We start from the raw sequence: 18,499 nt of genomic DNA, 5'->3' as shown, positions 1-18,499 counted from the left end.
CCGGATTCATTCGTAGCGGCCAGAATCACCCTGCTGTGGCTTCATCAGCCGTCTGAGGCCGGTGAAAACCACCGGCCTGTTGCCGTTATGCGGTCAGCAGCTGGTTCATGCGGCGGATAAACTGGTTAGGATCGTCCAGCGTACCACGCTCTGCCAGTAGTGCCTGATCCAGCAGCAGCTCAATCCACTCACCGAAGCGTGCTTCATCCTGCGTATCCGCAACACGTTTCACCAGCGGATGATCCGGATTGATTTCGAACAGGTACTTCACTTCCGGCACTTCCTGTCCGGCCGCGGCAAACAACTTCGCCATCTGCGTAGTCATCTCGTTGGCGTCGGTAGTGACAATCGCCGGCGTATCGGTCAGGCGATGCGTCAGACGCACCTCTTTCACGCGTTCGCCCAGCAGAGTTTTCACCCGCTCAACAAACGGCTCCAGCGCTTTTTCCGCCTCTTTCTGCTCTTCGGTCTCTTCATCCGCCAGCTTGCTCAGCGATTCATCCGCTTTGCTGACTGACTGGAAGGTTTTACCATCAAACTCAGTGAGGTAGCTCATCATCCATTCGTCGATGCGATCGGAGAGCAGCAGCACCTCAATGCCTTTTTTGCGGAACAGTTCCAGATGCGGGCTGCTCTTCGCGGCGGCATAGCTGTCAGCGGTGATGTAGTAAATCTTCTCCTGACCTTCCACCATGCGGCTGACGTAATCTTCCAGCGAAATGGTCTGTGCCGAACCTTCGCTCTGGGTGGTGGCGAAACGCAGCAGCTTAGCGATCGTCTCCTGGTTTGCGTGATCTTCCGCCGGGCCCTCTTTCAGCACCAGACCGAACTCATTCCAGAAAGTCTGGTATTTCTCGTTGTCATCTTTTGCCAGTCTTTCCAGCATCTGCAGGGTACGCTTAGTCAGCGCGGCGCGCAGGCTCTGGGTTACGCGGCTATCCTGCAGGATCTCACGGGAGACGTTCAGCGGCAGATCGTTGGAGTCAATCAGGCCACGCACAAAGCGCAGATAGTTCGGCATAAACTGCTCAGCGTCATCCATGATAAAGACGCGCTGCACGTAGAGTTTCAGGCCATGTTTCTGATCGCGGTTCCACATATCGAATGGCGCACGTGCCGGAATGTAGAGCAGGCTGGTATATTCCTGCTTACCTTCTACCCGATTGTGGCTCCAGGCGACCGGATCGCTGTAATCGTGGGCGATATGCTTGTAGAACTCGTTGTACTCTTCGTCGCTGATCTCAGATTTATTGCGGGTCCACAGCGCCTGGGCTTTGTTAATCTTCTCCCAGTGGGTGCCTTCGCCTTCTTCATCTTTGCTTTCGATCTCAACCGGTAGCGCGATGTGATCGGAATATTTGCTGATGATGTTGCGCACGCGCCATGCATCCAGGAACTCATCCTCGCCTTCGCGCAGATGCAGGGTGATCTCGGTACCGCGGTCGGCTTTCTCAATCTCAGCCAGGGTATATTCGCCCTCACCTGCGGATTCCCAGAACACACCTTCTTCAGCTGACGCGCCCGCGGCACGAGTACGCACCGTGACTTTATCTGCCACGATAAAGGCAGAATAGAAACCGACACCGAACTGACCAATCAGCTGGCTATCTTTCGCCTGATCGGAGCCCAGCGATTCAAGGAAGGATTTGGTGCCCGATTTAGCGATAGTCCCGAGATTCTCAATGACCTCATCACGACGCATACCGATACCGTTGTCGCTGAGCGTAAGGGTACGGTTGTCCTTATCAACAGAGAGACGAACGTGCAGCTCGCCATCACCTTCATACAGGCTGGAATCTGACAGGGCACGGAAGCGCAGTTTGTCTGCCGCATCCGAGGCGTTGGAGATCAGCTCACGCAGGAAAATTTCTTTGTTTGAATAGAGAGAATGGATCATCAGGTGCAGAAGTTGTTTTACTTCCGACTGAAAGCCACGGGTCTCTTGTCCTTTCATGGTCATTGCTACCTCAACAAAACAGGTTGAACAAACGTTGAGGTTAATGTGGGGATGACAGGGAGATTTTCAAGCCGGTGTCTGTCACAACACCGGCAAGTGATTAAAATTTAAACTTCTGGCGGCCCGCCAGTGAATGGGACAGCGTGGTGCCATCAACCATCTCCAGCTCACCGCCCACCGGCACGCCGTGCGCGATACGGCTGGCGTCAACGCCATACTGACCACAGAGTTCAGCGATGTAGTTTGCGGTCGCCTCCCCTTCCACCGTCGGGTTAGTGGCGAGGATCACTTCCTGCAGAGTTTCACTCTCCAGTCGCTGCTCCAGACGATCCAGGCCAATATCAGCCGGACCGATGCCGTCGAGCGGCGAGAGATGTCCCATCAGCACAAAGTAACGACCGCCAAACTGGCCGGTCTGCTCAATGGCGTGAATATCTGCCGGGCTTTCCACCACGCAGATTTGACCATTCTGCTGACGCCGTGGATTGGCGCAGATGGTGCAAATTTCCTGCTCGGTGAATGTCCGGCAATCGGCGCAGTGTCCGATCTCCGACATCGCCCGGGTCAGCGCCTGCGCCAGCCGCATGCCACCGCTGCGATCGCGCTGCAGCAGCTGGAACGCCATGCGCTGTGCCGACTTCGGCCCAACGCCAGGCAGACAGCGCAGCGACTCCATCAAAGATTCAAGCAGTGGACTGGTTTGCATCAGAACGGCATCTTAAAGCCTGGTGGCAGCTGCATGCCTGAAGAGACAGAAGCCATTTTCTCTTTCTGGGTTTCATCAATGCGACGTGCCGCATCGTTGAACGCGGCTGCAATCAGATCTTCCAGCATATCTTTGTCATCTTCCAGCAGGCTGGGATCGACTTCCACGCGACGGCAGTTGTGCGCGCCGTTAATGGTGACTTTTACCAGGCCAGCACCAGACTCACCGGTCACTTCAATCGCGGCAATCTCTTCCTGAACCTTGGCCATTTTGTCCTGCATCTGCTGGGCCTGTTTCATCAGGTTGCCCAATCCGCCTTTACCACCAAACATAGTTTTCTCTCTCAGCTGAGGCTACAACGCTATCGTTAAGATAGCAGCAGCGTGTTCAAACAGGTCGGATACTCTCCTCATCCAGATCGGCATCAAAAAATCGCTGCAGCGTCTGGATGTGGGTATCACAGGTGATCGACTGACGCGCCTGCGCCAGTTTCTCTTCGTAAATGGCCTGACGCCATTCAAGTGGCGTCAATACCGATGAATTATCGTCTTCAACGACCGAGAGTTCAACTCTCTGCCCGGCATGCTGACTCAGCGCATCGCCTAACACCTGCTGCGCCGACGGTGAATTAAGGTGACGCTGGCTGCTACGCAAATGCAGGCAGACCCCACTTTCGGTAATCTCTTTCCAGGCATTTAACGCCAGCTGCTGCACCAGTTTCGGCAGCGGCAGAATCGCAATCTCTGCGGCCCAGGGATCGCGCTGCTGCGCTTCTTCGGCCAGACGCGCCGCCAGCTCAGGGGTTTTCTCATGCTCCAGCGCAGAACGCAAGGCCTTTGGCGTCGCCACCGGCTCTGCCACTTCCACCGGCTGATTAACCGCTTTCCAGCGGTACGCTTCCTCTTTTACCGGCGCAGCAGGCTCGCGATCGCGAATACGCTGCTGACTGCGCTCGGTGACTGAAGCCAGCCGCTCCAGCGCGGAGTTGGCCGGCCGCGCACCTGGCGCTGCCGGCTCACGCTTTTTTGGCTTGTTCGCTCCCTGACGCAACAACTGAGTGCGCGCCTGCAGGAGCTGACTGGTGGAACTGGAGAGTGCGGTATCAGGTGCAACATCTGGCGACGGCGAATGCTGCGGTGCCGCATCGGGCGCGGCCATCTGCGGCTGAGCGGCAACCTGCTGCTGCGTCTGCTGCGCTTCGGGCGACGCTGTATGTGACGGCGGCGTCGCGGCGGCAGGTGACGGTGAGGCTGGCTGTGCTACAGGTTGCCGTGTTAACGGCGATGGCCCGGATGCTGCCGGTGCCGTCTGCGCAGGGGCGACAGGTGCCATCTGCTGAGTTAGTGCAGGACGCGCAATGGGTTCAGCCACAGCAGCCTTAGGATGAAATGCCAGAGCACGCAGCAGTGTCATCTCAACACCCATGCGACGATCGGGCGCTATCGGCAGATCCTTGCGGCCCATTAGCAGGGTCTGATAATAGAGTTGCAGATCGGCGGGTGGCACCACACGTGCCAGCTCACGCAACCGCAGAGCGTTGCTCTCATCGTCGTCGTTGAGCGAGGTGGGCAGCAGTTGCACCATTGCAATCTGGTGCAGCAGACGCAGCATTTCTACCAGCAGCGCTTCCCATTCCACCCCCCGTGACGCGGCCTGGCTCAACAGGTTCATCACCTGCTGACCGTCACCGTCGACCAGCGCTTCCAGCAGCCCCAGCGGCTGTTCATCATCCAGCGTGCCGAGCATGACGCTGACCGTGCTGCTGGTCACCGCACCCTGCCCCATAGCAATGGCCTGGTCGGTAAGGCTCAGCGCATCGCGCATACTGCCATCGGCAGCCCGCGCCAGCAGCTGCAGCGCCCGGGTTTCACTCTCAATCTGTTCCTGCTTCAGGACATGCTCAAGCTGCTGACGGATTTGGTCAACATCCAGCGCTTTGAGGTGGAACTGCAGGCAGCGCGAGAGAATGGTCACCGGCAGTTTCTGCGGATCGGTGGTCGCCAGCAGGAATTTAACGTGTGAAGGGGGCTCTTCCAGCGTCTTTAACAGCGCATTGAAGCTGTGACGCGACAACATATGCACTTCATCGATCAGATAGACTTTGAAGCGGCCACGCGCCGGGGCGTACTGCACGTTGTCGAGCAGATCGCGGGTATCTTCAACTTTGGTACGCGATGCGGCGTCAATCTCAATCAGATCGACAAAGCGGCCCTGCTCAATTTCACGGCAGTTATCGCACTGACCACAGGGTGTGGCAGTGATACCGGTTTCGCAGTTAAGGCCTTTGGCCAGCAGACGCGCAATGGTGGTTTTCCCTACTCCGCGGGTGCCGGAAAAGAGATAAGCATGATGGATGCGTCCCAGAGACAATCCATTCGCCAGCGCCGTCAGAACATGTTCCTGACCGACAACATCAGCAAAAGCCTGGGGACGCCATTTTCGCGCAAGTACCTGATAGCTCATGTGGAGTTCGACGAAGTTGGATGGAAAGATGAGCGCAGACGCTCTGCAACCCCTGTATAAGATTGCAGTAGTCTACCAGCTACGCTTTTGGCTGGCACTCGTTATCTTGACGCCGAAGGCGCGACGGCCTTACCGGGTGGCAAGGCCGAAAGAGTGGCTTAGTGGCCGGGGAATTTAACCAGACTGTAGCTCTCAACGCCCAGGGCATTAAGACGCGCTTCTCCGGTCAGATCGAACAGGTTAATAATGAAAGCCGCGTCTTTAACTTCACCGCCTGCACGACGAATCAATTTAACGGTCGCTTCAATCGTTCCGCCAGTCGCCAGCAGGTCGTCAACCACCAGCACCAGATCGCCTGGCTGGATGGCATCTTTGTGCAATTCCAGCTGATCGGTGCCGTACTCCAGCTCATAGGATTCGCTGTAGACTTCACGGGGCAGTTTGCCGGGCTTACGCACCGGCACAAAACCAACGCCGAGGCCTAACGCCACCGGTGCACCAAACAGGAAACCACGCGCTTCCGTGCCCACCACTTTGGTGATGCCTTTATTACGGTAACGCTCAACCAGCAGCGCAATTGACGCGGCATAGGCTTTGGGATCTTCCAGCAGGCTGGTGACATCGCGGAACAGGATGCCTGGCTTAGGATAATCGGGAATGCTTTTAATGCTGTTTTTAATGAATTCAAGCTGCTGCGCAGTGTCGGTCATAATGATACGCCTGGTAAAAAATTCTGTTTCGCGCAGCTTCAAAAGCGCTTATACCTGATAACAGGCTCAGCGGAAGTCAATTCACAAAGGGAAGCCACGCACGAAGACGCCCAAATCTAAGCAAATGACCGGCTAAATGCAACTTTATCGCGGCGGCGGCGGCGCGTCCGCTGCTTCTGCCACCACCGGAATACGCCACATAAACAGCAGCAGCGCCGCCAGCATGATCAGCAGCATGATGCGTACCCAGAGCTGATGCACCAGGAAGAGTGAGAGACTAAAGGTGGCGACTATCAGGCAGATAGCGCGTACTTTAGCCCCTGGCGGCATCGCGCGATGCTGCTGCCAGTGACGCAGATAGCGGCCAAATGGCGATTTCCACAGCAGCCAGTGATGAAAACGCGGCGATGAACGGGCAAAACACCAGGCAGCCAGCAGCATAAATGGCGTGGTAGGTAATAAAGGTAATACAATGCCCAGCGTCCCCAGCACAATCGCCAGCCAGCCGAGGGTTAATAACAGAATGCGTTGCATGAATGCCGCCCAACTCTTTCCTCATCAGCGTACGTTAGCACAATTGAGTGTCACGCGATGAGTGTGATCGCCATACAGCAGCGACTGCAACAGCTCCTTATCGCCCTGCGGCAGGAACTCGCCTGCCATTCCGATGGAATTTGCCGTCTGCCACGTTTTGATACTCAGCTGTTTCGCACCAAAGGCACGCGGCTGGCTGATTACCTGCTGGAAGTGGAACAGAACTTTGCCCGGCTGTGCGACAGCAGCCACGATCTGGCCCGCAGTGCCTGGCTGGCTGAACGGCTGGTCGATCAGATTGCCGCCCTGCAACGAGAGGCGAGTACGCAACAGCTGCGTACCCGACGCGAACAGCCCGTCAGGAACCCGCGCGCCGCAAAATATCAGGAGTACCGTGAATTTGAACGGCGTTTGCTGGCGATGATCGATCAGCGTGAGCAGAGACTGGCGCTGGCCGAAACGCTGGCGGTACAGCATCAGCTGAAACAGGATCTGGAAACATTAGAGGGACGACTGGTACGCTGTCGGCAGGCCATTCGCTCGGTTGAGTGGGCCTCTTCATTGCGCGGCAGCGAGCAGAGCGAATAAAGCGCAGCGTGACAAAAGCGCTTCTATACTGGGTGTGATTCGGCGCGGAGAAGAACCATGGCTTTACTTGTGTGGCTATTAAGCGGTTTACTGCTGGGGTTGCTCAAGCGACTGCTGATGCCGGGACCACCCGGCGGCCTGGTTGCGACTTTGACGCTGTCGATGATCGGTGCACTGATTGGCGGCTATATCGCTACCTATTTTCAACTGGGCACGCTGGCAACGCTGCATATCGGTGCACTGGGCATGGCGATTATCGGCGCATTAGTGATGCTGCTGGTCGCCGCTCGATTACGTATTTAGGAGAAGAGATGTCACTGGAGAATGCCCCCGACGACGTCAAACTGGCTGTTGATCTGATTCAGCTACTGGAAGAGCATCAACTGCCGGTGGAAACTGTACTGTCAGCACTGGCCATGGTGCAGCGCGATTTCGAGAACAAGCGTGATCGCCCCCCGGCTTAACGGTGGGCTGTCGCAGTCAGCGTCGGACTGAAGAGCAGCATATCGATAAAGGCATTGACCAGCGTCGGCGCGTCACCGGCTAAATCAAAACTGTCCGGCGCAAACAGCCAGCTTTCCATCATACCGTTGACGTAACCGCGCAGGATAAGAGCGGCCTGACGCGTGCTGAGACTGCCCGGAAGTTGTCCGGCTTCAATACACTGGCGCAGGACATCTTCGATTTTGTCGTAGCATTCCAGCAGTAAGCTTTGCTGCATATTCTTCAGCGCCGACATTTCGCCCACAAATTCGCATTTGTGAAAAATGATCTCCATCAGGGCGCGACGCTGCGGATCCTTTGCTGTCGCGTCAAAGATATAGACCAGCATTGCTCGCAACACAGAGAGTGGATCGCCAGGGTATTTTGTTTGATACTCAAGTTCCACATCGTCCAGACCAGCATCACAACGAAGCCATATTTCATGTAATACATCGGCTTTATTTTTGAAGTGCCAGTAGATGGCTCCTCGCGTGACGCTGGCAGCGGTTGCAATATCCGCCAGAGAAGTGGCTGAAACGCCCTGCTGCGAAAACAGAACAATGGCGGCATCAAGAATTTGATGTCGCGTTTCAAGTGCTTGCGCTTTGGTTTTTCGTGCCATACGGGGCTTTTTTTACAAACAGGTAAGTTTACATACATTTGCGAATGTATGTACCATAGCATGACCTGCGACTTGACACAGCAATGGGTTTTTCAGTTTGTGATCCATTGACCAATTGATATCGGACACTAGAGGTTTATTTATGAATAAAATCAGAGGATTATCGCCTCTGGCGGCCGTCCTGATGCTATCAGGCAGCTTTTTGTTAACAGGATGTGACAATAATAAATCCGAACAAGCCGCCCAGCAACCGCCAGCCGTGGGGGTTGTGACATTAAAAACTGAACCCCTGAAAATTTCGACTGAATTACCTGGCCGTACCTCGGCATATCGAGTGGCCGAAGTCCGCCCACAGGTTTCCGGTATCATTCTGAAGCGTAACTTTATTGAAGGCAGCGATGTCAAAGCGGGTCAGTCTCTTTATCAGATCGATCCTGCTACTTACCAGGCGGCCTATGACAGTGCTAAAGGTGATTTAACCCAGGCGCAGGCCAATGCACGTATCGCTCAGCTGACCGTTAAACGTTATAAGCCGCTGCTCGGCACCAAATATATCAGTCAGCAGGATTACGACACCGCCGTCGCCACGGCCGCGCAAAACGATGCTGCGGTACAGGTGGCAAAAGCTAATGTGGAAACAGCCCGTATTAATCTGGCCTACACCAAAGTTACCTCCCCTATCAGTGGCCGTATTGGCAAATCGTCAGTAACCGAAGGTGCGCTGGTTCAGAGCGCCCAAACCACCGCGCTGGCGACCGTACAGCAACTCGATCCGATGTATGTCGACGTCACTCAGTCGAGCGAAGACTTTATGCGCTTACGTTCAGAACTGGAGTCGGGTCAGCTGAAGCAGAATGATGGCAAAGCCAACGTCACGCTGCTGATGCAAAATGGCAAAAGCTATGAACAGCAGGGTACCCTGGAGTTCTCTGACGTTACCGTCGATGAAACCACTGGCTCCATCACGTTGCGCGCCATCGTGCCGAACCCGAAACATACCCTGTTACCCGGCATGTTTGTTCGCGCACGTCTGGATGAAGGTACCAACCCTAATGCGTTGCTGGTTCCGCAGCAGGCAGTGACCCGTACCCCAACCGGTCAGGCAACGGTCATGGTAGTGGGTGCAGATAACAAAGTTGAAGCACGTCAGGTCACCACCTCGCAAGCGATTGGCGATAAGTGGTTAGTCACCGACGGTGTTAAAGCGGGTGAACGTGTGATCAGCACGGGTCTGCAGCGAGCCAAGCCGGGCGCACAGGTTACCCCACAAGAAGTCTCAGACGATGCGAAAGCGGCACCCGACTCAAAGCCGCAGTCTGACAAGTCATCGTCATAACAGGAGCCGTTGATTCATGGCTAAGTTCTTTATCGATCGGCCCATCTTTGCGTGGGTGCTTGCCATCATCATCATGCTGGTCGGTGCGCTATCGATTCTCAAACTTCCGATTGAGCAATATCCCAATGTTGCGCCGCCGGCGATTGAGATTCAGGCCACCTACCCTGGTGCGGATGCTAAAACGCTGCAGGACTCGGTGACTCAGGTCATCGAACAAAATATGAACGGCATTGATGGACTGATGTATATGTCCTCAAGCAGCGACTCATCCGGTACGCTGACCCTGACCATCTCGTTTGAGTCAGGCACAGATGCTGACATCGCGCAGGTTCAGGTGCAGAACAAACTGCAGCTGGCGACGCCGCTGTTACCGCAGGAAGTACAGCAGCAGGGGATTCAGGTTAAAAAATCCTCCAGCAGCTTCCTGATGGTAGCGGGCTTCATCAGCGACGATGACAATATGACGCAGAATGATATTTCTGATTTTATTTCGTCATCAATCAAAGATCCGATAAGCCGTACCAAAGGCGTGGGTGATACCCAGGTGTTTGGTGCCCAGTACGCGATGCGTATCTGGATGGATCCGCACAAGCTGAACAACTACAACCTGACGCCGGTTGATGTGATCAGTGCACTGAATACTCAGAACACCCAGGTCGCTGCCGGTCAGTTGGGCGGTACGCCGCCGGTTCCGGGACAGCAGCTTAACGCCTCTATCATTGCGCAAACCCGTCTGACCTCAACCGATGAGTTCGGCAAAATTCTGCTCAAAGTTAACGAAGATGGTTCACAGGTTCGTCTGCGTGATGTGGCAAGGATTGAACTCGGTGCGGAAAACTACGAGATCGTTGCCCGTTATAATGGCAAGCCTGCCTCCGGTATCGGTATCAAGCTGGCCACCGGTGCGAATGCGCTGGATACCGCCAATGCGGTGAAAGCAGAACTGGCCAAATTGCAGCCTACGTTCCCGGCGGGTATGAAAGTGGTCTATCCGTATGACACTACGCCTTTTGTTAAGATCTCGATTTTCGAAGTGGTGAAAACGCTGGTCGAAGCGATTGTGTTGGTGTTCCTGGTCATGTATCTGTTCCTGCAGAACTTCCGCGCCACGCTTATACCTACCATCGCTGTGCCAGTGGTATTGCTGGGTACTTTTGCCGTCATCAGTGCTTTTGGTTATTCAATAAATACCCTGACGATGTTCGGGATGGTGCTGGCCATCGGCCTGCTGGTGGATGACGCCATCGTGGTGGTCGAGAACGTTGAGCGCGTGATGGCGGAAGAAGGATTACCGCCAAAAGAAGCGACCAAACGATCTATGGAGCAGATCCAGGGTGCACTGGTGGGTATTGCACTGGTGCTGGCCGCCGTATTTATACCGATGGCGTTCTTTGGGGGGTCGACCGGCGTTATCTACCGTCAGTTCTCTATCACTATTGTTTCGGCAATGGCGCTGTCGGTGCTGGTCGCCTTTATTCTGACACCGGCACTCTGTGCCACCATGCTGAAGCCGATCAAAAAAGGCGAGCACGGCAAAACCACCGGTTTCTTCGGCTGGTTTAACCGCATGTTCGACAAAAGCACCAACCACTATGTGGATAGTGTGGGTCACATGATTCGCAGTACGGGTCGCTATATGGTGATCTACCTGGTGATCGTGGTGGGTATGGCGTTTCTGTTTATGCGACTGCCCTCTTCATTCTTACCGGAAGAGGATCAGGGTCTGCTGCTGGCTCAGGCGCAGTTGCCTGCTGGCGCAACTCAGGAACGTACTCAGAAAGTGCTTGATCAGGTGACGGATTACTTCCTGACGCAGGAGAAAGACACGGTGAAATCCGTGTTCACCGTAAACGGCTTCGGCTTTGCCGGTCGTGGACAGAACACAGGTATCGCCTTCGTCAGTCTCAAGCCGTGGGATGAGCGTACCGGCAGCGACATGAAAGTCCCCGCGATTGCTGGCCGTGCCATGCAGGCGCTGGGCGCAATCAAAGATGCGATGGTCATTCCTTTCAACCTGCCCGCCATTATTGAACTGGGTAACGCGACCGGTTTCGACTTTGAGCTGATCGATCAGAATAACCTTGGCCACGATAAGCTGACGGAAGCGCGTAATCAGCTATTCGGCATGATTGCGCAACATCCTGATACGCTGGTGGGTGTCCGTCCCAACGGGATGGAAGATACGCCGCAGTACAAGCTGACGATCGATCAGGAGAAAGCACAGGCGCTGGGTGTATCACTGAGTGATATTAACACTACGCTGGCGGCTTCCTGGGGCGGTTCCTACGTCAATGACTTCATTGACCGCGGTCGCGTGAAGAAAGTTTACGTCATGGGTAAAGCGGACTCTCGCATGCTGCCGGAAGACATTGGTAAATGGTACGTGCGCAACAGCAGTGGAACCATGGTGCCCTTCTCTGCCTTCTCGTCAGCAAAATGGCAATACGGTTCGCCGCGCCTTGAACGTTACAACGGTCTGCCTGCGATGGAAATCCTGGGACAGGCTGCGCCAGGCAAGAGCTCGGGTGCAGCGATGGACCTGATGGAAGAACTGGCAGCGAAACTGCCTGCCGGTATCGGCTATGACTGGACCGGCATGTCCTATCAGGAACGCTTGTCAGGTAACCAGGCTCCTGCGCTTTATGCCATCTCGCTGATTGTGGTCTTCCTCTGTCTCGCCGCACTGTACGAGAGCTGGTCGATTCCATTCTCGGTTATGCTGGTTGTCCCACTCGGGGTCATTGGTGCACTGATCTTTACCACCCTGCGTGGCCTGAGTAATGACGTCTACTTCGTAGTGGGGTTACTGACAACCATCGGCCTCTCTACCAAGAACGCCATCCTTATCGTCGAATTTGCTAAAGATTTGATGGATAAAGAGGGCAAGGGGCTGATTGAAGCTGCGCTGGAAGCATGCCGTATGCGTCTGCGTCCTATCCTGATGACGTCACTGGCGTTTATTCTCGGGGTACTGCCGCTGGCGATCAGTACAGGTGCCGGTTCCGGTTCGCAAAACGCCGTAGGTACCGGTGTTATCGGTGGTATGGTTACCGCGACCATACTGGCGATCTTCTTCGTTCCTGTGTTCTTTGTGGTGGTACGACGCCGCTTTGGCAAGAAAAAAGAAGAATCAGCGAACAGTCATCCGGTTGAGCAGAACCAGACTCACTAAGTTGTAAATCATCTAAGGCCGCGCAAGCGGCCTTTTTTATGCCTGCGATTCTGTCCGTCTGATTTACAGACTCTTCACTTTTACTGCCTCACGGGCAGTTGCAATCCTGGCCTGTGCACCGCATAATAATGTTATAGTATAACATTACATAGGCATGCATTATGAAAGCGAATATTCATCCTCACTATCGTCACGTGGTCTTCCATGACACATCGGCTGATGTCTGGTTCAAAATCGGATCAACGATCAAAACCGATCGCACTGTGGAGTTCGAAGGCGAAACACTGCCCTACGTCACCCTGGATGTGTCGTCTGCCTCACACGTTTTCTACACCGGCAAACAGAAAGATTTCGCTAAAGAGGGCAGCACCGCGCGCTTTAACCAGCGTTTCGGGCGCTTTCTTGGCAAGAAATAGGGGAGAGGATCATGCAGGTATTCAGCTCGCTGCGTTCAGCAAAAAATCGCCATCGGGATTGTAAAGTGGTCCGCCGCAAAGGCCGTATTTACGTTATCTGTAAATCGAATCCGCGGTTTAAAGCAGTACAGGGAAGAAAGAAAAAACGCTAGTTTGTGTCGTGATGACTGGCCGGGCTTGCCCGGCCTTTTTTATGCTTAGTGCATGCTCTTCAGCATCGCGTTCACATTGTGTTTAAAAGCTGCCTGATAGGTCGCGGCCGGACCAGAGGCCGTGGATAACGCTTCCGGGTAAAGCTCACCGCCTGGCTCTGCACCGGTGGCGCTGGCAATCTGTTTTACCAGACGCGGGTCGGTCTGGTTCTCAATGAAATAGCGGTTGATGTGCTGCTGCTTCAGTTGGGTGATTAAGTTACCCACGTTGCTGGCACTCGCTTCAGCTTCAGTAGAGAACCCTACCGGCGCGAGGAAAGTCACGCCATAGCGCTGTCCAAAGTAACCAAACGCATCATGACTGGTCAGCACTTTTCGCTTGTCGGCTGGCACACCGTCAAAGGCTGTTTTTGCCCAGCGATCCAGCGCCTGCAGTTGCTGAATATAATTCTGTCCACGCTGACGAATATCCGAAGCATCGTCGGGATCGGCTTTAACCAGCGCATTCATTACGTTAGTCGCGTAAATAACGCCGTTTTGCATGCTGTTCCAGGCGTGAGGGTCGGTAACGGTTTTACCCTCCTCTTCCATGCTGCGGGTGGTCACACCGGTTGAGGCGACAACGGGCTGTCCACGATAGCCTGAAGCGCTGACCAGCCGATCCATCCACCCTTCCAGTCCCAGTCCGCTGACAAACACCAGATCGGCCCTGGCCAGTGCCTGACTGTCCTGCGGTGTCGGTTCAAAAGTATGAGGATCGCCATTCGGCCCCACCAGACTTTTGACCTTTACATGATCGCCGCCGACCTGTTTAACGATATCAGCCAGCACGGTGAAACTGGCCACGACATCCACCGTTTTGGCCATCGCCAGCGGCGTGGCAAACAGCGTAGCGAGCGCCAGGCTAACCGGTAATTTTTTCATAGATACCCCTTTAGATTAATGGCGGCGTAAAATTCCGCCGCACGGCCCTGCAAGAATGGAGAAAAAAAACAGCATGGCGGCGCTCAGCACCACCGCGGGACCCGCTGGTAAGGAGAAGTGCCAGGAGAGGATCAGCCCGGCCAGCGCTGAAATCATTGCCATGAAAATAGCGATCATCAGCATCGCGGCGAGATGGCGACTCCAGAAACGGGCGCTGGCGGCGGGCAGCATCATTAACCCCACCGACATCAGGGTGCCCAGCACCTGAAAACCCGCCACCAGATTCAACACCACAAGCATTAAAAACAGACCATGTACCAGAGGCGCACTCCATTTTCCCTGTGCCCGCAGGAAGTCACCGTCAAACGCGTCTATAACCAGCGGACGATAGATCATCGCCAGCATAATCAGCGTAAAGGCTGCAATGCCACCCACCAGCAGCAGTGCAGCGTTATCCACCGCCAGCAGTGAGCCAAACAGAACGTGCAGCAGATCCACACTTGAGCCGCGTAGTGAGACCAGCGTGACGCCCAGTGCCAGTGAACCAAGATAGAACCCGGCAAAACTGGCATCCTCTTTCAAAGGCGTGTAGCGACTGACCGCGCCAGAGAGCAGCGCTACGGCTAAACCGGCGATCAGGCCGCCGACCCCCATCGCGACCAAGGACAGTCCGGAGATCAGATAGCCAATGGCGGCACCGGGAAGCACCGCGTGAGATAAAGCATCGCCAATCAGGCTCATACGACGCAGGGACAGGAATACACCGAGCGGCGTGGCGCTGACGGCCAGCGCCAGGCAGGCCACCAGTGCGCGCCGCATAAAACCAAACTCAATGAAGGGTTGAATCAGGGTCACGGGGCACGACTCCTCAGAGAGGAAGCCGGCATGCAGGTACAGCTGACATCACTTTCATCCATCGACATGACGTTACTGAAGTAACGCGCCACCAGCGGACGATCGTGCAGTACCACCAGCAGGGTTGTTCCGGCCTGCTGTTGCTGCTCAAGGATCGACATCAGTAATGTCACCGTCTGGCTGTCAATGCCGTTAAAAGGCTCATCCAGAAGCCAGAGCTGGCTGCGCTGCAACATCAGCCGCGCAAACAATACCCGCTGAAGTTGTCCGCCTGATAACGTCGCGGGCTGCGCATCCGCATATTCGCTCATCTGGACGGCCTCCAGCGCCTGCCAGATCTCCCGACGCAGTATCCGGTTGATGCCGCCGAACCAGCCGCAGCGTGGCCAGCAGCCAATAGAGACCAGTTCAAATACCGTCAGGGGAAAGCGGGTCTCAAGCTCGGTGCGCTGCGGTAACCAGCCAATATCCCGGCGCGCAACCTGCAGCTCGCAGCGTCCGGCTATCGGTGGCAATAAACCAGCAATGGTTTTTAAGAGGGTTGATTTGCCGCTACCGTTAGCGCCGACCAGGGCGGTCATCGAGCCTGCTGCGAGCAGGCCGGTAATGGCCGGGGTTACAACCTGTCCCTGGTAGCCAGCGCGGAGCGCGTTAAACAGGATCATGCACTGATCCCCCATTTTATCGCTATGGCAAGCAGCGCAATGAATAGCAGTGCTACCCCCAGCCGCCCGCCCAGTGACATAAGTAATCCACTCTGACGCATCACTTCACCAATACGTTATAACATAACAGTAAAGATACCTGAAGTTGCTCGCCGTTGAATGTGGGATTGTGTATCAAAAGATAAATACAGCCTGCACTCACATTCAGAGCCGCACAGGTGATACCGCTCGCTGCTGCGTCTGGTAACACTCATTAACTGAGAGTTTTGTGCTCAACTGGCTTGCAAACGGGTTGCAGAAAACCAATGATAGGTTTATTAACGGTTATAAGTGGATGAGATATGCTGTCACGCATTGAATGTGATATTGCTGCCGGTGAATCAGACTGTGCAAAAATAGCAGAGATTGTTCAGCGGAATATTCTCAAAATAACTGATTTGTTAGTAGGGGATTTACGCTGGTATTCACAGAATGCACGGTTAGTTCCAGGAAGCTTAAAAATCATATCGGTTAAATACCAGGATCCAGATAGTTTTAAATTACTTTACGATTTTGACTGGAATTTATTTAGTCCCTGCCTGGATCTAAATGAAACCGTGACGCAGTCAGAGCAGGTAAACTTTCACATTAAGCCCGGCGCACTTGAGTTTGATGTGATAGACAATCAGCAACCCTCCCCTGGCGATGAATTGTAATATTTAGTAATGGAGGTGAGCAGAACTAATGGTTTTACACTATCTTTAAAGCATCCCGTTTAATAACTGCCCGAATAATCGCTTCCTGGCCGCGTTATACTCTATCGCCGCCCTGCGGCAACTGTGCTAGCTATGGAGGGGAAAAAGATGGACGAATACTCACCGAAACGGCATGATATTGCCCAGCTTAAATACCTGTGTGAGAGTCTGTTTGACGACAGCATGGCAACGTTAACCGACAGCCATCATGGCTGGGTAAATGATCCCACTTCTGAAAGCAATCTACAGCTTAACGATTTGATTGAGCACATCGCCTCTTTCACCATGAATTACAAAATTAAGCACGTTGAAGATGAAGCGCTGATTTCGCAAATCGATGAATATCTTGACGATACTTTTATGCTATTCAGCAATTATGGTGTCAATGGTCCGGATCTTCAGCGGTGGCAACGTTCAGCAAAACGCTTATTTAATCTGTTCACTGAAGAGTGCGCTTTTCTCCAGCAACCGAGCCATTCATTATAGTACAGACATGAGAACGGTTTATTTATGAACAAAACCCTGACTAAAACCGATTATTTGATGCGTCTGCGGCGCTGCCGCTCACTTGATACCCTGGAAAGGGTGATTGAAAAAAATAAGTATGAATTACCGGAAGACGAATTAGCAGTATTTTACTCGGCAGCTGACCATCGCCTGGCGGAACTGACGATGAACAAGCTTTACGATAAAGTACCAGGCTCAGTATGGAAATTTGTCCGCTAATCTGACCGCTTACTGCTAAGCCTTACCCCAATAAAATATCGGATAATCCTGCCTGCCGGCAAAGGATCGGCCCAGGCGGGTTTTGCCTGTCTGCAGCTTAGGGGAAGAATATCGAAGGGAGAAAGTGGTGGGGGCCCTGCCAGCTACATCCCGGCACACGCATCACCTGCTACGGCTGCTTCCTTCCGGATCTGACCGAGTTCACAAGCTAGCATTGCGGGAGAACCAACAGGGCCCCCATTGACAAGCCCTCTTTACGAGAGCGGGGGCATTATCTGGGAAGGAGGTGGCAATTGCAAGCGTAGTCGGGACAACCGTTGTTTTCTTGAACAACCGCCGCTTTTACGCTTCCACCCCCCGTCGCACATGGTAAAGTTAACCCCCTTTTTCCTGATAAAATAAGTCCATGAATCAGCCCGACACTTTCCAGCAACGCATCTGGCAAATTGTTGCCGCTATTCCGCCTGGCCGCGTCGCCACCTATGGCGATGTTGCGCTGCTGGCCGGTTCTCCGCGCGCGGCACGTCAGGTTGGCGGCGTGCTGAGCCGCTTACCCGAGGGCACGACCCTTCCCTGGCATCGCGTCGTAAACCGACACGGCACCATTTCTCTTCAGGGTGACCGTCTGTTGCGGCAGCGGGATGCACTGGAAGCGGAAGGCATAGAGGTGAGTGATGACGGACAGCTCGAGCTTGAGGCTTATCGCTGGCGATTTTAGACAGGAAAAAGGGCGACAATGTCGCCCCGAAAAGAGATTACAAACGGGTTGGAGCAGGAACCGCAGCGGACGGCGTCACCTGAGTCGGTGAAGTCGAAGGAACGGTCGTTGTTGCGCCCGGCTGGGTTGGCATCGCCATTGACGGTACTGGTACCAGCACCAGCTCTGCTTTGGTACCACCCTGGTTGATCACCGGCTTCACGCCTTCAGTGATAAAGGCCAGCTTACCGTCGATTGAGATGGCTGCGCTTAACAGAATGCGTGCACCAGGCTGGATATCGGCTGGGTTAAACGGCAGCACGAACTGGAACGGTGCCTGTTTGCCTTCGGTACGTACCACGCGCTGCGACAGCACTTTTGAGGGTGCATCGGCAACGGACGCATCAGAGAGCGTCACGGTTAACACCGCATCCGGCGGCAGCGCAATGCGCTGGCGGATAAAGACTGAACCACTTACGTTAGGCTGCGCAATCGCCGCCGTCTGTCCTGCAACCGCAGAACCCAGAGTGGGCGTTGGCACGGGTTTACTCTTGTCGGCGCATCCTACAACAGCAACCGCCATAACTACTCCACTGAACACATGCCTGAGTTTCATTGATGTCGTCTCCATTTGATCAAAATGATTGTCGGCAGCGAATCCTGCTTACAGCGCTTCACTCGCCGTATGCCCTTAATGTTGGCACAAAAATGAAATTTTGCCTGGCACCGACAATGTAGAAAGTCTGATTGACGTCAACT

Annotated in this window: 22 protein-coding genes, 1 other RNA gene and 1 other annotated feature; of the genes, 11 read left to right on the top strand and 12 right to left on the bottom strand. The window is 54.3% G+C overall.

Annotated features, from left to right (window positions below; all coding sequences use genetic code 11):
- Window positions 1–85: 85 nt before the first annotated feature.
- From htpG to AC0T7J_RS23800, 6 genes are all read right to left on the bottom strand, one after another.
- On the bottom strand, window positions 86–1,960 hold the full coding sequence (gene htpG / locus AC0T7J_RS23825; RefSeq protein WP_473797934.1) for a molecular chaperone HtpG: 1,875 nt from the start codon (window positions 1,958–1,960) through the stop codon (window positions 86–88).
- Window positions 1,961–2,057: 97 nt separating this feature from the next.
- The gene (gene recR / locus AC0T7J_RS23820; protein ID WP_003850420.1) at window positions 2,058–2,663 is read right to left on the bottom strand and encodes a recombination mediator RecR; all 606 of its coding nucleotides are present in this window, start codon (window positions 2,661–2,663) and stop codon (window positions 2,058–2,060) included.
- Window positions 2,663–2,995, bottom strand: a complete 333-nt coding sequence (locus AC0T7J_RS23815; protein WP_003850423.1) for a YbaB/EbfC family nucleoid-associated protein — start codon at window positions 2,993–2,995, stop codon at window positions 2,663–2,665. Before AC0T7J_RS23815 ends, recR begins: the two co-directional genes overlap by 1 nt.
- A 55-nt stretch (window positions 2,996–3,050) precedes the next feature.
- The gene (gene dnaX / locus AC0T7J_RS23810; RefSeq protein WP_473797931.1) at window positions 3,051–5,126 is read right to left on the bottom strand and encodes a DNA polymerase III subunit gamma/tau; all 2,076 of its coding nucleotides are present in this window, start codon (window positions 5,124–5,126) and stop codon (window positions 3,051–3,053) included.
- Window positions 3,648–3,709 (bottom strand) — a sequence feature (DnaX frameshifting element). It overlaps the preceding gene by 62 nt.
- A 158-nt stretch (window positions 5,127–5,284) precedes the next feature.
- On the bottom strand, window positions 5,285–5,836 hold the full coding sequence (apt, locus tag AC0T7J_RS23805; RefSeq protein ID WP_473797928.1) for an adenine phosphoribosyltransferase: 552 nt from the start codon (window positions 5,834–5,836) through the stop codon (window positions 5,285–5,287).
- Between the two features lie 144 nt (window positions 5,837–5,980).
- Complete coding sequence (locus AC0T7J_RS23800; RefSeq protein WP_010255914.1) at window positions 5,981–6,370, bottom strand: DUF454 family protein; 390 nt, start codon at window positions 6,368–6,370, stop codon at window positions 5,981–5,983.
- Between the two features lie 57 nt (window positions 6,371–6,427).
- Between AC0T7J_RS23800 and priC the strand changes: the two genes are divergently transcribed.
- From priC to rsmS, 3 genes are read left to right on the top strand one after another with little or no spacing between them, the layout of a single operon-like run.
- Complete coding sequence (priC, locus tag AC0T7J_RS23795) at window positions 6,428–6,958, top strand: primosomal replication protein PriC (protein WP_473797925.1); 531 nt, start codon at window positions 6,428–6,430, stop codon at window positions 6,956–6,958.
- Window positions 6,959–7,015: 57 nt separating this feature from the next.
- On the top strand, window positions 7,016–7,261 hold the full coding sequence (locus AC0T7J_RS23790) for a GlsB/YeaQ/YmgE family stress response membrane protein (RefSeq protein WP_473797922.1): 246 nt from the start codon (window positions 7,016–7,018) through the stop codon (window positions 7,259–7,261).
- 8 nt (window positions 7,262–7,269) lie between these two features.
- Window positions 7,270–7,422 (top strand): pleiotropic regulatory protein RsmS, encoded by a 153-nt coding sequence (gene rsmS, locus AC0T7J_RS23785; RefSeq protein WP_086905328.1) that lies wholly within the window; start codon window positions 7,270–7,272, stop codon window positions 7,420–7,422.
- Here rsmS and acrR read toward each other — a convergent pair.
- Complete coding sequence (acrR, locus tag AC0T7J_RS23780; RefSeq protein ID WP_473797919.1) at window positions 7,419–8,063, bottom strand: multidrug efflux transporter transcriptional repressor AcrR; 645 nt, start codon at window positions 8,061–8,063, stop codon at window positions 7,419–7,421. The genes rsmS and acrR overlap by 4 nt on opposite strands.
- 142 nt (window positions 8,064–8,205) lie before the next feature.
- On the opposite strand from acrR, the gene AC0T7J_RS23775 reads away from it, so the two are divergent.
- The 4 genes from AC0T7J_RS23775 (at window position 8,206) to ykgO (ending at window position 13,139) form a co-directional block, all read left to right on the top strand.
- The gene (locus AC0T7J_RS23775) at window positions 8,206–9,399 is read left to right on the top strand and encodes an efflux RND transporter periplasmic adaptor subunit (RefSeq protein ID WP_473797916.1); all 1,194 of its coding nucleotides are present in this window, start codon (window positions 8,206–8,208) and stop codon (window positions 9,397–9,399) included.
- 16 nt (window positions 9,400–9,415) lie between these two features.
- Entirely contained in the window at window positions 9,416–12,571 is a 3,156-nt protein-coding gene (locus tag AC0T7J_RS23770; protein WP_473797913.1) for an efflux RND transporter permease subunit, read from the top strand.
- 161 nt (window positions 12,572–12,732) lie between these two features.
- Window positions 12,733–12,987 carry a type B 50S ribosomal protein L31 gene (locus AC0T7J_RS23765; RefSeq protein WP_010671219.1) on the top strand — a complete coding sequence of 85 codons (255 nt, stop codon included), beginning with the start codon at window positions 12,733–12,735 and terminating at the stop codon, window positions 12,985–12,987.
- A gap of 11 nt (window positions 12,988–12,998) precedes the next feature.
- Window positions 12,999–13,139, top strand: a complete 141-nt coding sequence (gene ykgO, locus AC0T7J_RS23760; protein ID WP_473797909.1) for a type B 50S ribosomal protein L36 — start codon at window positions 12,999–13,001, stop codon at window positions 13,137–13,139.
- Window positions 13,140–13,184: 45 nt separating this feature from the next.
- On the opposite strand, the gene AC0T7J_RS23755 is transcribed toward ykgO, so the two are convergent.
- From AC0T7J_RS23755 to AC0T7J_RS23745, 3 genes are read right to left on the bottom strand one after another with little or no spacing between them, the layout of a single operon-like run.
- Window positions 13,185–14,063 (bottom strand): metal ABC transporter substrate-binding protein, encoded by an 879-nt coding sequence (locus AC0T7J_RS23755; RefSeq protein WP_473797907.1) that lies wholly within the window; start codon window positions 14,061–14,063, stop codon window positions 13,185–13,187.
- Between the two features lie 15 nt (window positions 14,064–14,078).
- Complete coding sequence (locus tag AC0T7J_RS23750; protein ID WP_473797904.1) at window positions 14,079–14,918, bottom strand: metal ABC transporter permease; 840 nt, start codon at window positions 14,916–14,918, stop codon at window positions 14,079–14,081.
- On the bottom strand, window positions 14,915–15,583 hold the full coding sequence (locus AC0T7J_RS23745; protein ID WP_473797901.1) for a metal ABC transporter ATP-binding protein: 669 nt from the start codon (window positions 15,581–15,583) through the stop codon (window positions 14,915–14,917). The genes AC0T7J_RS23750 and AC0T7J_RS23745 overlap by 4 nt, the downstream gene beginning before the upstream one ends.
- 341 nt (window positions 15,584–15,924) lie before the next feature.
- Here AC0T7J_RS23745 and AC0T7J_RS23740 point away from each other — a divergent pair, with 341 nt between their 5' ends.
- From AC0T7J_RS23740 to AC0T7J_RS23730, 3 genes are all read left to right on the top strand, one after another.
- The gene (locus AC0T7J_RS23740) at window positions 15,925–16,278 is read left to right on the top strand and encodes a hypothetical protein (RefSeq protein WP_473797898.1); all 354 of its coding nucleotides are present in this window, start codon (window positions 15,925–15,927) and stop codon (window positions 16,276–16,278) included.
- A 147-nt stretch (window positions 16,279–16,425) separates the two neighbouring features.
- Complete coding sequence (gene tomB / locus AC0T7J_RS23735) at window positions 16,426–16,803, top strand: Hha toxicity modulator TomB (protein WP_473798004.1); 378 nt, start codon at window positions 16,426–16,428, stop codon at window positions 16,801–16,803.
- A gap of 24 nt (window positions 16,804–16,827) precedes the next feature.
- A complete protein-coding gene (locus AC0T7J_RS23730) occupies window positions 16,828–17,043 on the top strand; it encodes an HHA domain-containing protein (protein ID WP_003850458.1) in 216 nt (71 codons plus the stop codon).
- 134 nt (window positions 17,044–17,177) lie between these two features.
- Here the strand turns inward: AC0T7J_RS23730 and ffs are convergent.
- Window positions 17,178–17,274: signal recognition particle sRNA small type (ffs, locus tag AC0T7J_RS23725), an RNA gene on the bottom strand.
- Window positions 17,275–17,449: 175 nt separating this feature from the next.
- Between ffs and AC0T7J_RS23720 the strand changes: the two genes are divergently transcribed.
- Window positions 17,450–17,761, top strand: a complete 312-nt coding sequence (locus AC0T7J_RS23720) for an MGMT family protein (RefSeq protein ID WP_473797894.1) — start codon at window positions 17,450–17,452, stop codon at window positions 17,759–17,761.
- A 37-nt stretch (window positions 17,762–17,798) separates the two neighbouring features.
- On the opposite strand, the gene AC0T7J_RS23715 is transcribed toward AC0T7J_RS23720, so the two are convergent.
- Window positions 17,799–18,356: a YbaY family lipoprotein gene (locus tag AC0T7J_RS23715; RefSeq protein WP_473797891.1), complete on the bottom strand. Its 558-nt coding sequence runs from the start codon at window positions 18,354–18,356 to the stop codon at window positions 17,799–17,801.
- Window positions 18,357–18,499: the final 143 nt, after the last annotated feature.

It is taken from the genome of Pantoea sp. E956-1 (assembly GCF_982223955.1).
The sequence above is the reverse complement of the archived record's forward strand: the minus strand, read 5'-3'. Positions and strand labels throughout refer to the sequence as shown.

Excerpts from the sequence above, each read along its gene's own strand:
- htpG (WP_473797934.1), bottom strand. The coding sequence starts at position 1,960 with ATGACCATGAAAGGACAAGAGACCCGTGGCTTTCAGTCGGAAGTAAAA.
- recR (WP_003850420.1), bottom strand. The coding sequence starts at position 2,663 with ATGCAAACCAGTCCACTGCTTGAATCTTTGATGGAGTCGCTGCGCTGT.
- AC0T7J_RS23815 (WP_003850423.1), bottom strand. The coding sequence starts at position 2,995 with ATGTTTGGTGGTAAAGGCGGATTGGGCAACCTGATGAAACAGGCCCAG.
- dnaX (WP_473797931.1), bottom strand. The coding sequence starts at position 5,126 with ATGAGCTATCAGGTACTTGCGCGAAAATGGCGTCCCCAGGCTTTTGCT.
- apt (WP_473797928.1), bottom strand. The coding sequence starts at position 5,836 with ATGACCGACACTGCGCAGCAGCTTGAATTCATTAAAAACAGCATTAAA.
- AC0T7J_RS23800 (WP_010255914.1), bottom strand. The coding sequence starts at position 6,370 with ATGCAACGCATTCTGTTATTAACCCTCGGCTGGCTGGCGATTGTGCTG.
- priC (WP_473797925.1), top strand. The coding sequence starts at position 6,428 with ATGAGTGTGATCGCCATACAGCAGCGACTGCAACAGCTCCTTATCGCC.
- AC0T7J_RS23790 (WP_473797922.1), top strand. The coding sequence starts at position 7,016 with ATGGCTTTACTTGTGTGGCTATTAAGCGGTTTACTGCTGGGGTTGCTC.
- rsmS (WP_086905328.1), top strand. The coding sequence starts at position 7,270 with ATGTCACTGGAGAATGCCCCCGACGACGTCAAACTGGCTGTTGATCTG.
- acrR (WP_473797919.1), bottom strand. The coding sequence starts at position 8,063 with ATGGCACGAAAAACCAAAGCGCAAGCACTTGAAACGCGACATCAAATT.
- AC0T7J_RS23775 (WP_473797916.1), top strand. The coding sequence starts at position 8,206 with ATGAATAAAATCAGAGGATTATCGCCTCTGGCGGCCGTCCTGATGCTA.
- AC0T7J_RS23770 (WP_473797913.1), top strand. The coding sequence starts at position 9,416 with ATGGCTAAGTTCTTTATCGATCGGCCCATCTTTGCGTGGGTGCTTGCC.
- AC0T7J_RS23765 (WP_010671219.1), top strand. The coding sequence starts at position 12,733 with ATGAAAGCGAATATTCATCCTCACTATCGTCACGTGGTCTTCCATGAC.
- ykgO (WP_473797909.1), top strand. The coding sequence starts at position 12,999 with ATGCAGGTATTCAGCTCGCTGCGTTCAGCAAAAAATCGCCATCGGGAT.
- AC0T7J_RS23755 (WP_473797907.1), bottom strand. The coding sequence starts at position 14,063 with ATGAAAAAATTACCGGTTAGCCTGGCGCTCGCTACGCTGTTTGCCACG.
- AC0T7J_RS23745 (WP_473797901.1), bottom strand. The coding sequence starts at position 15,583 with ATGATCCTGTTTAACGCGCTCCGCGCTGGCTACCAGGGACAGGTTGTA.
- AC0T7J_RS23740 (WP_473797898.1), top strand. The coding sequence starts at position 15,925 with ATGCTGTCACGCATTGAATGTGATATTGCTGCCGGTGAATCAGACTGT.
- tomB (WP_473798004.1), top strand. The coding sequence starts at position 16,426 with ATGGACGAATACTCACCGAAACGGCATGATATTGCCCAGCTTAAATAC.
- AC0T7J_RS23730 (WP_003850458.1), top strand. The coding sequence starts at position 16,828 with ATGAACAAAACCCTGACTAAAACCGATTATTTGATGCGTCTGCGGCGC.
- AC0T7J_RS23720 (WP_473797894.1), top strand. The coding sequence starts at position 17,450 with ATGAATCAGCCCGACACTTTCCAGCAACGCATCTGGCAAATTGTTGCC.
- AC0T7J_RS23715 (WP_473797891.1), bottom strand. The coding sequence starts at position 18,356 with ATGAAACTCAGGCATGTGTTCAGTGGAGTAGTTATGGCGGTTGCTGTT.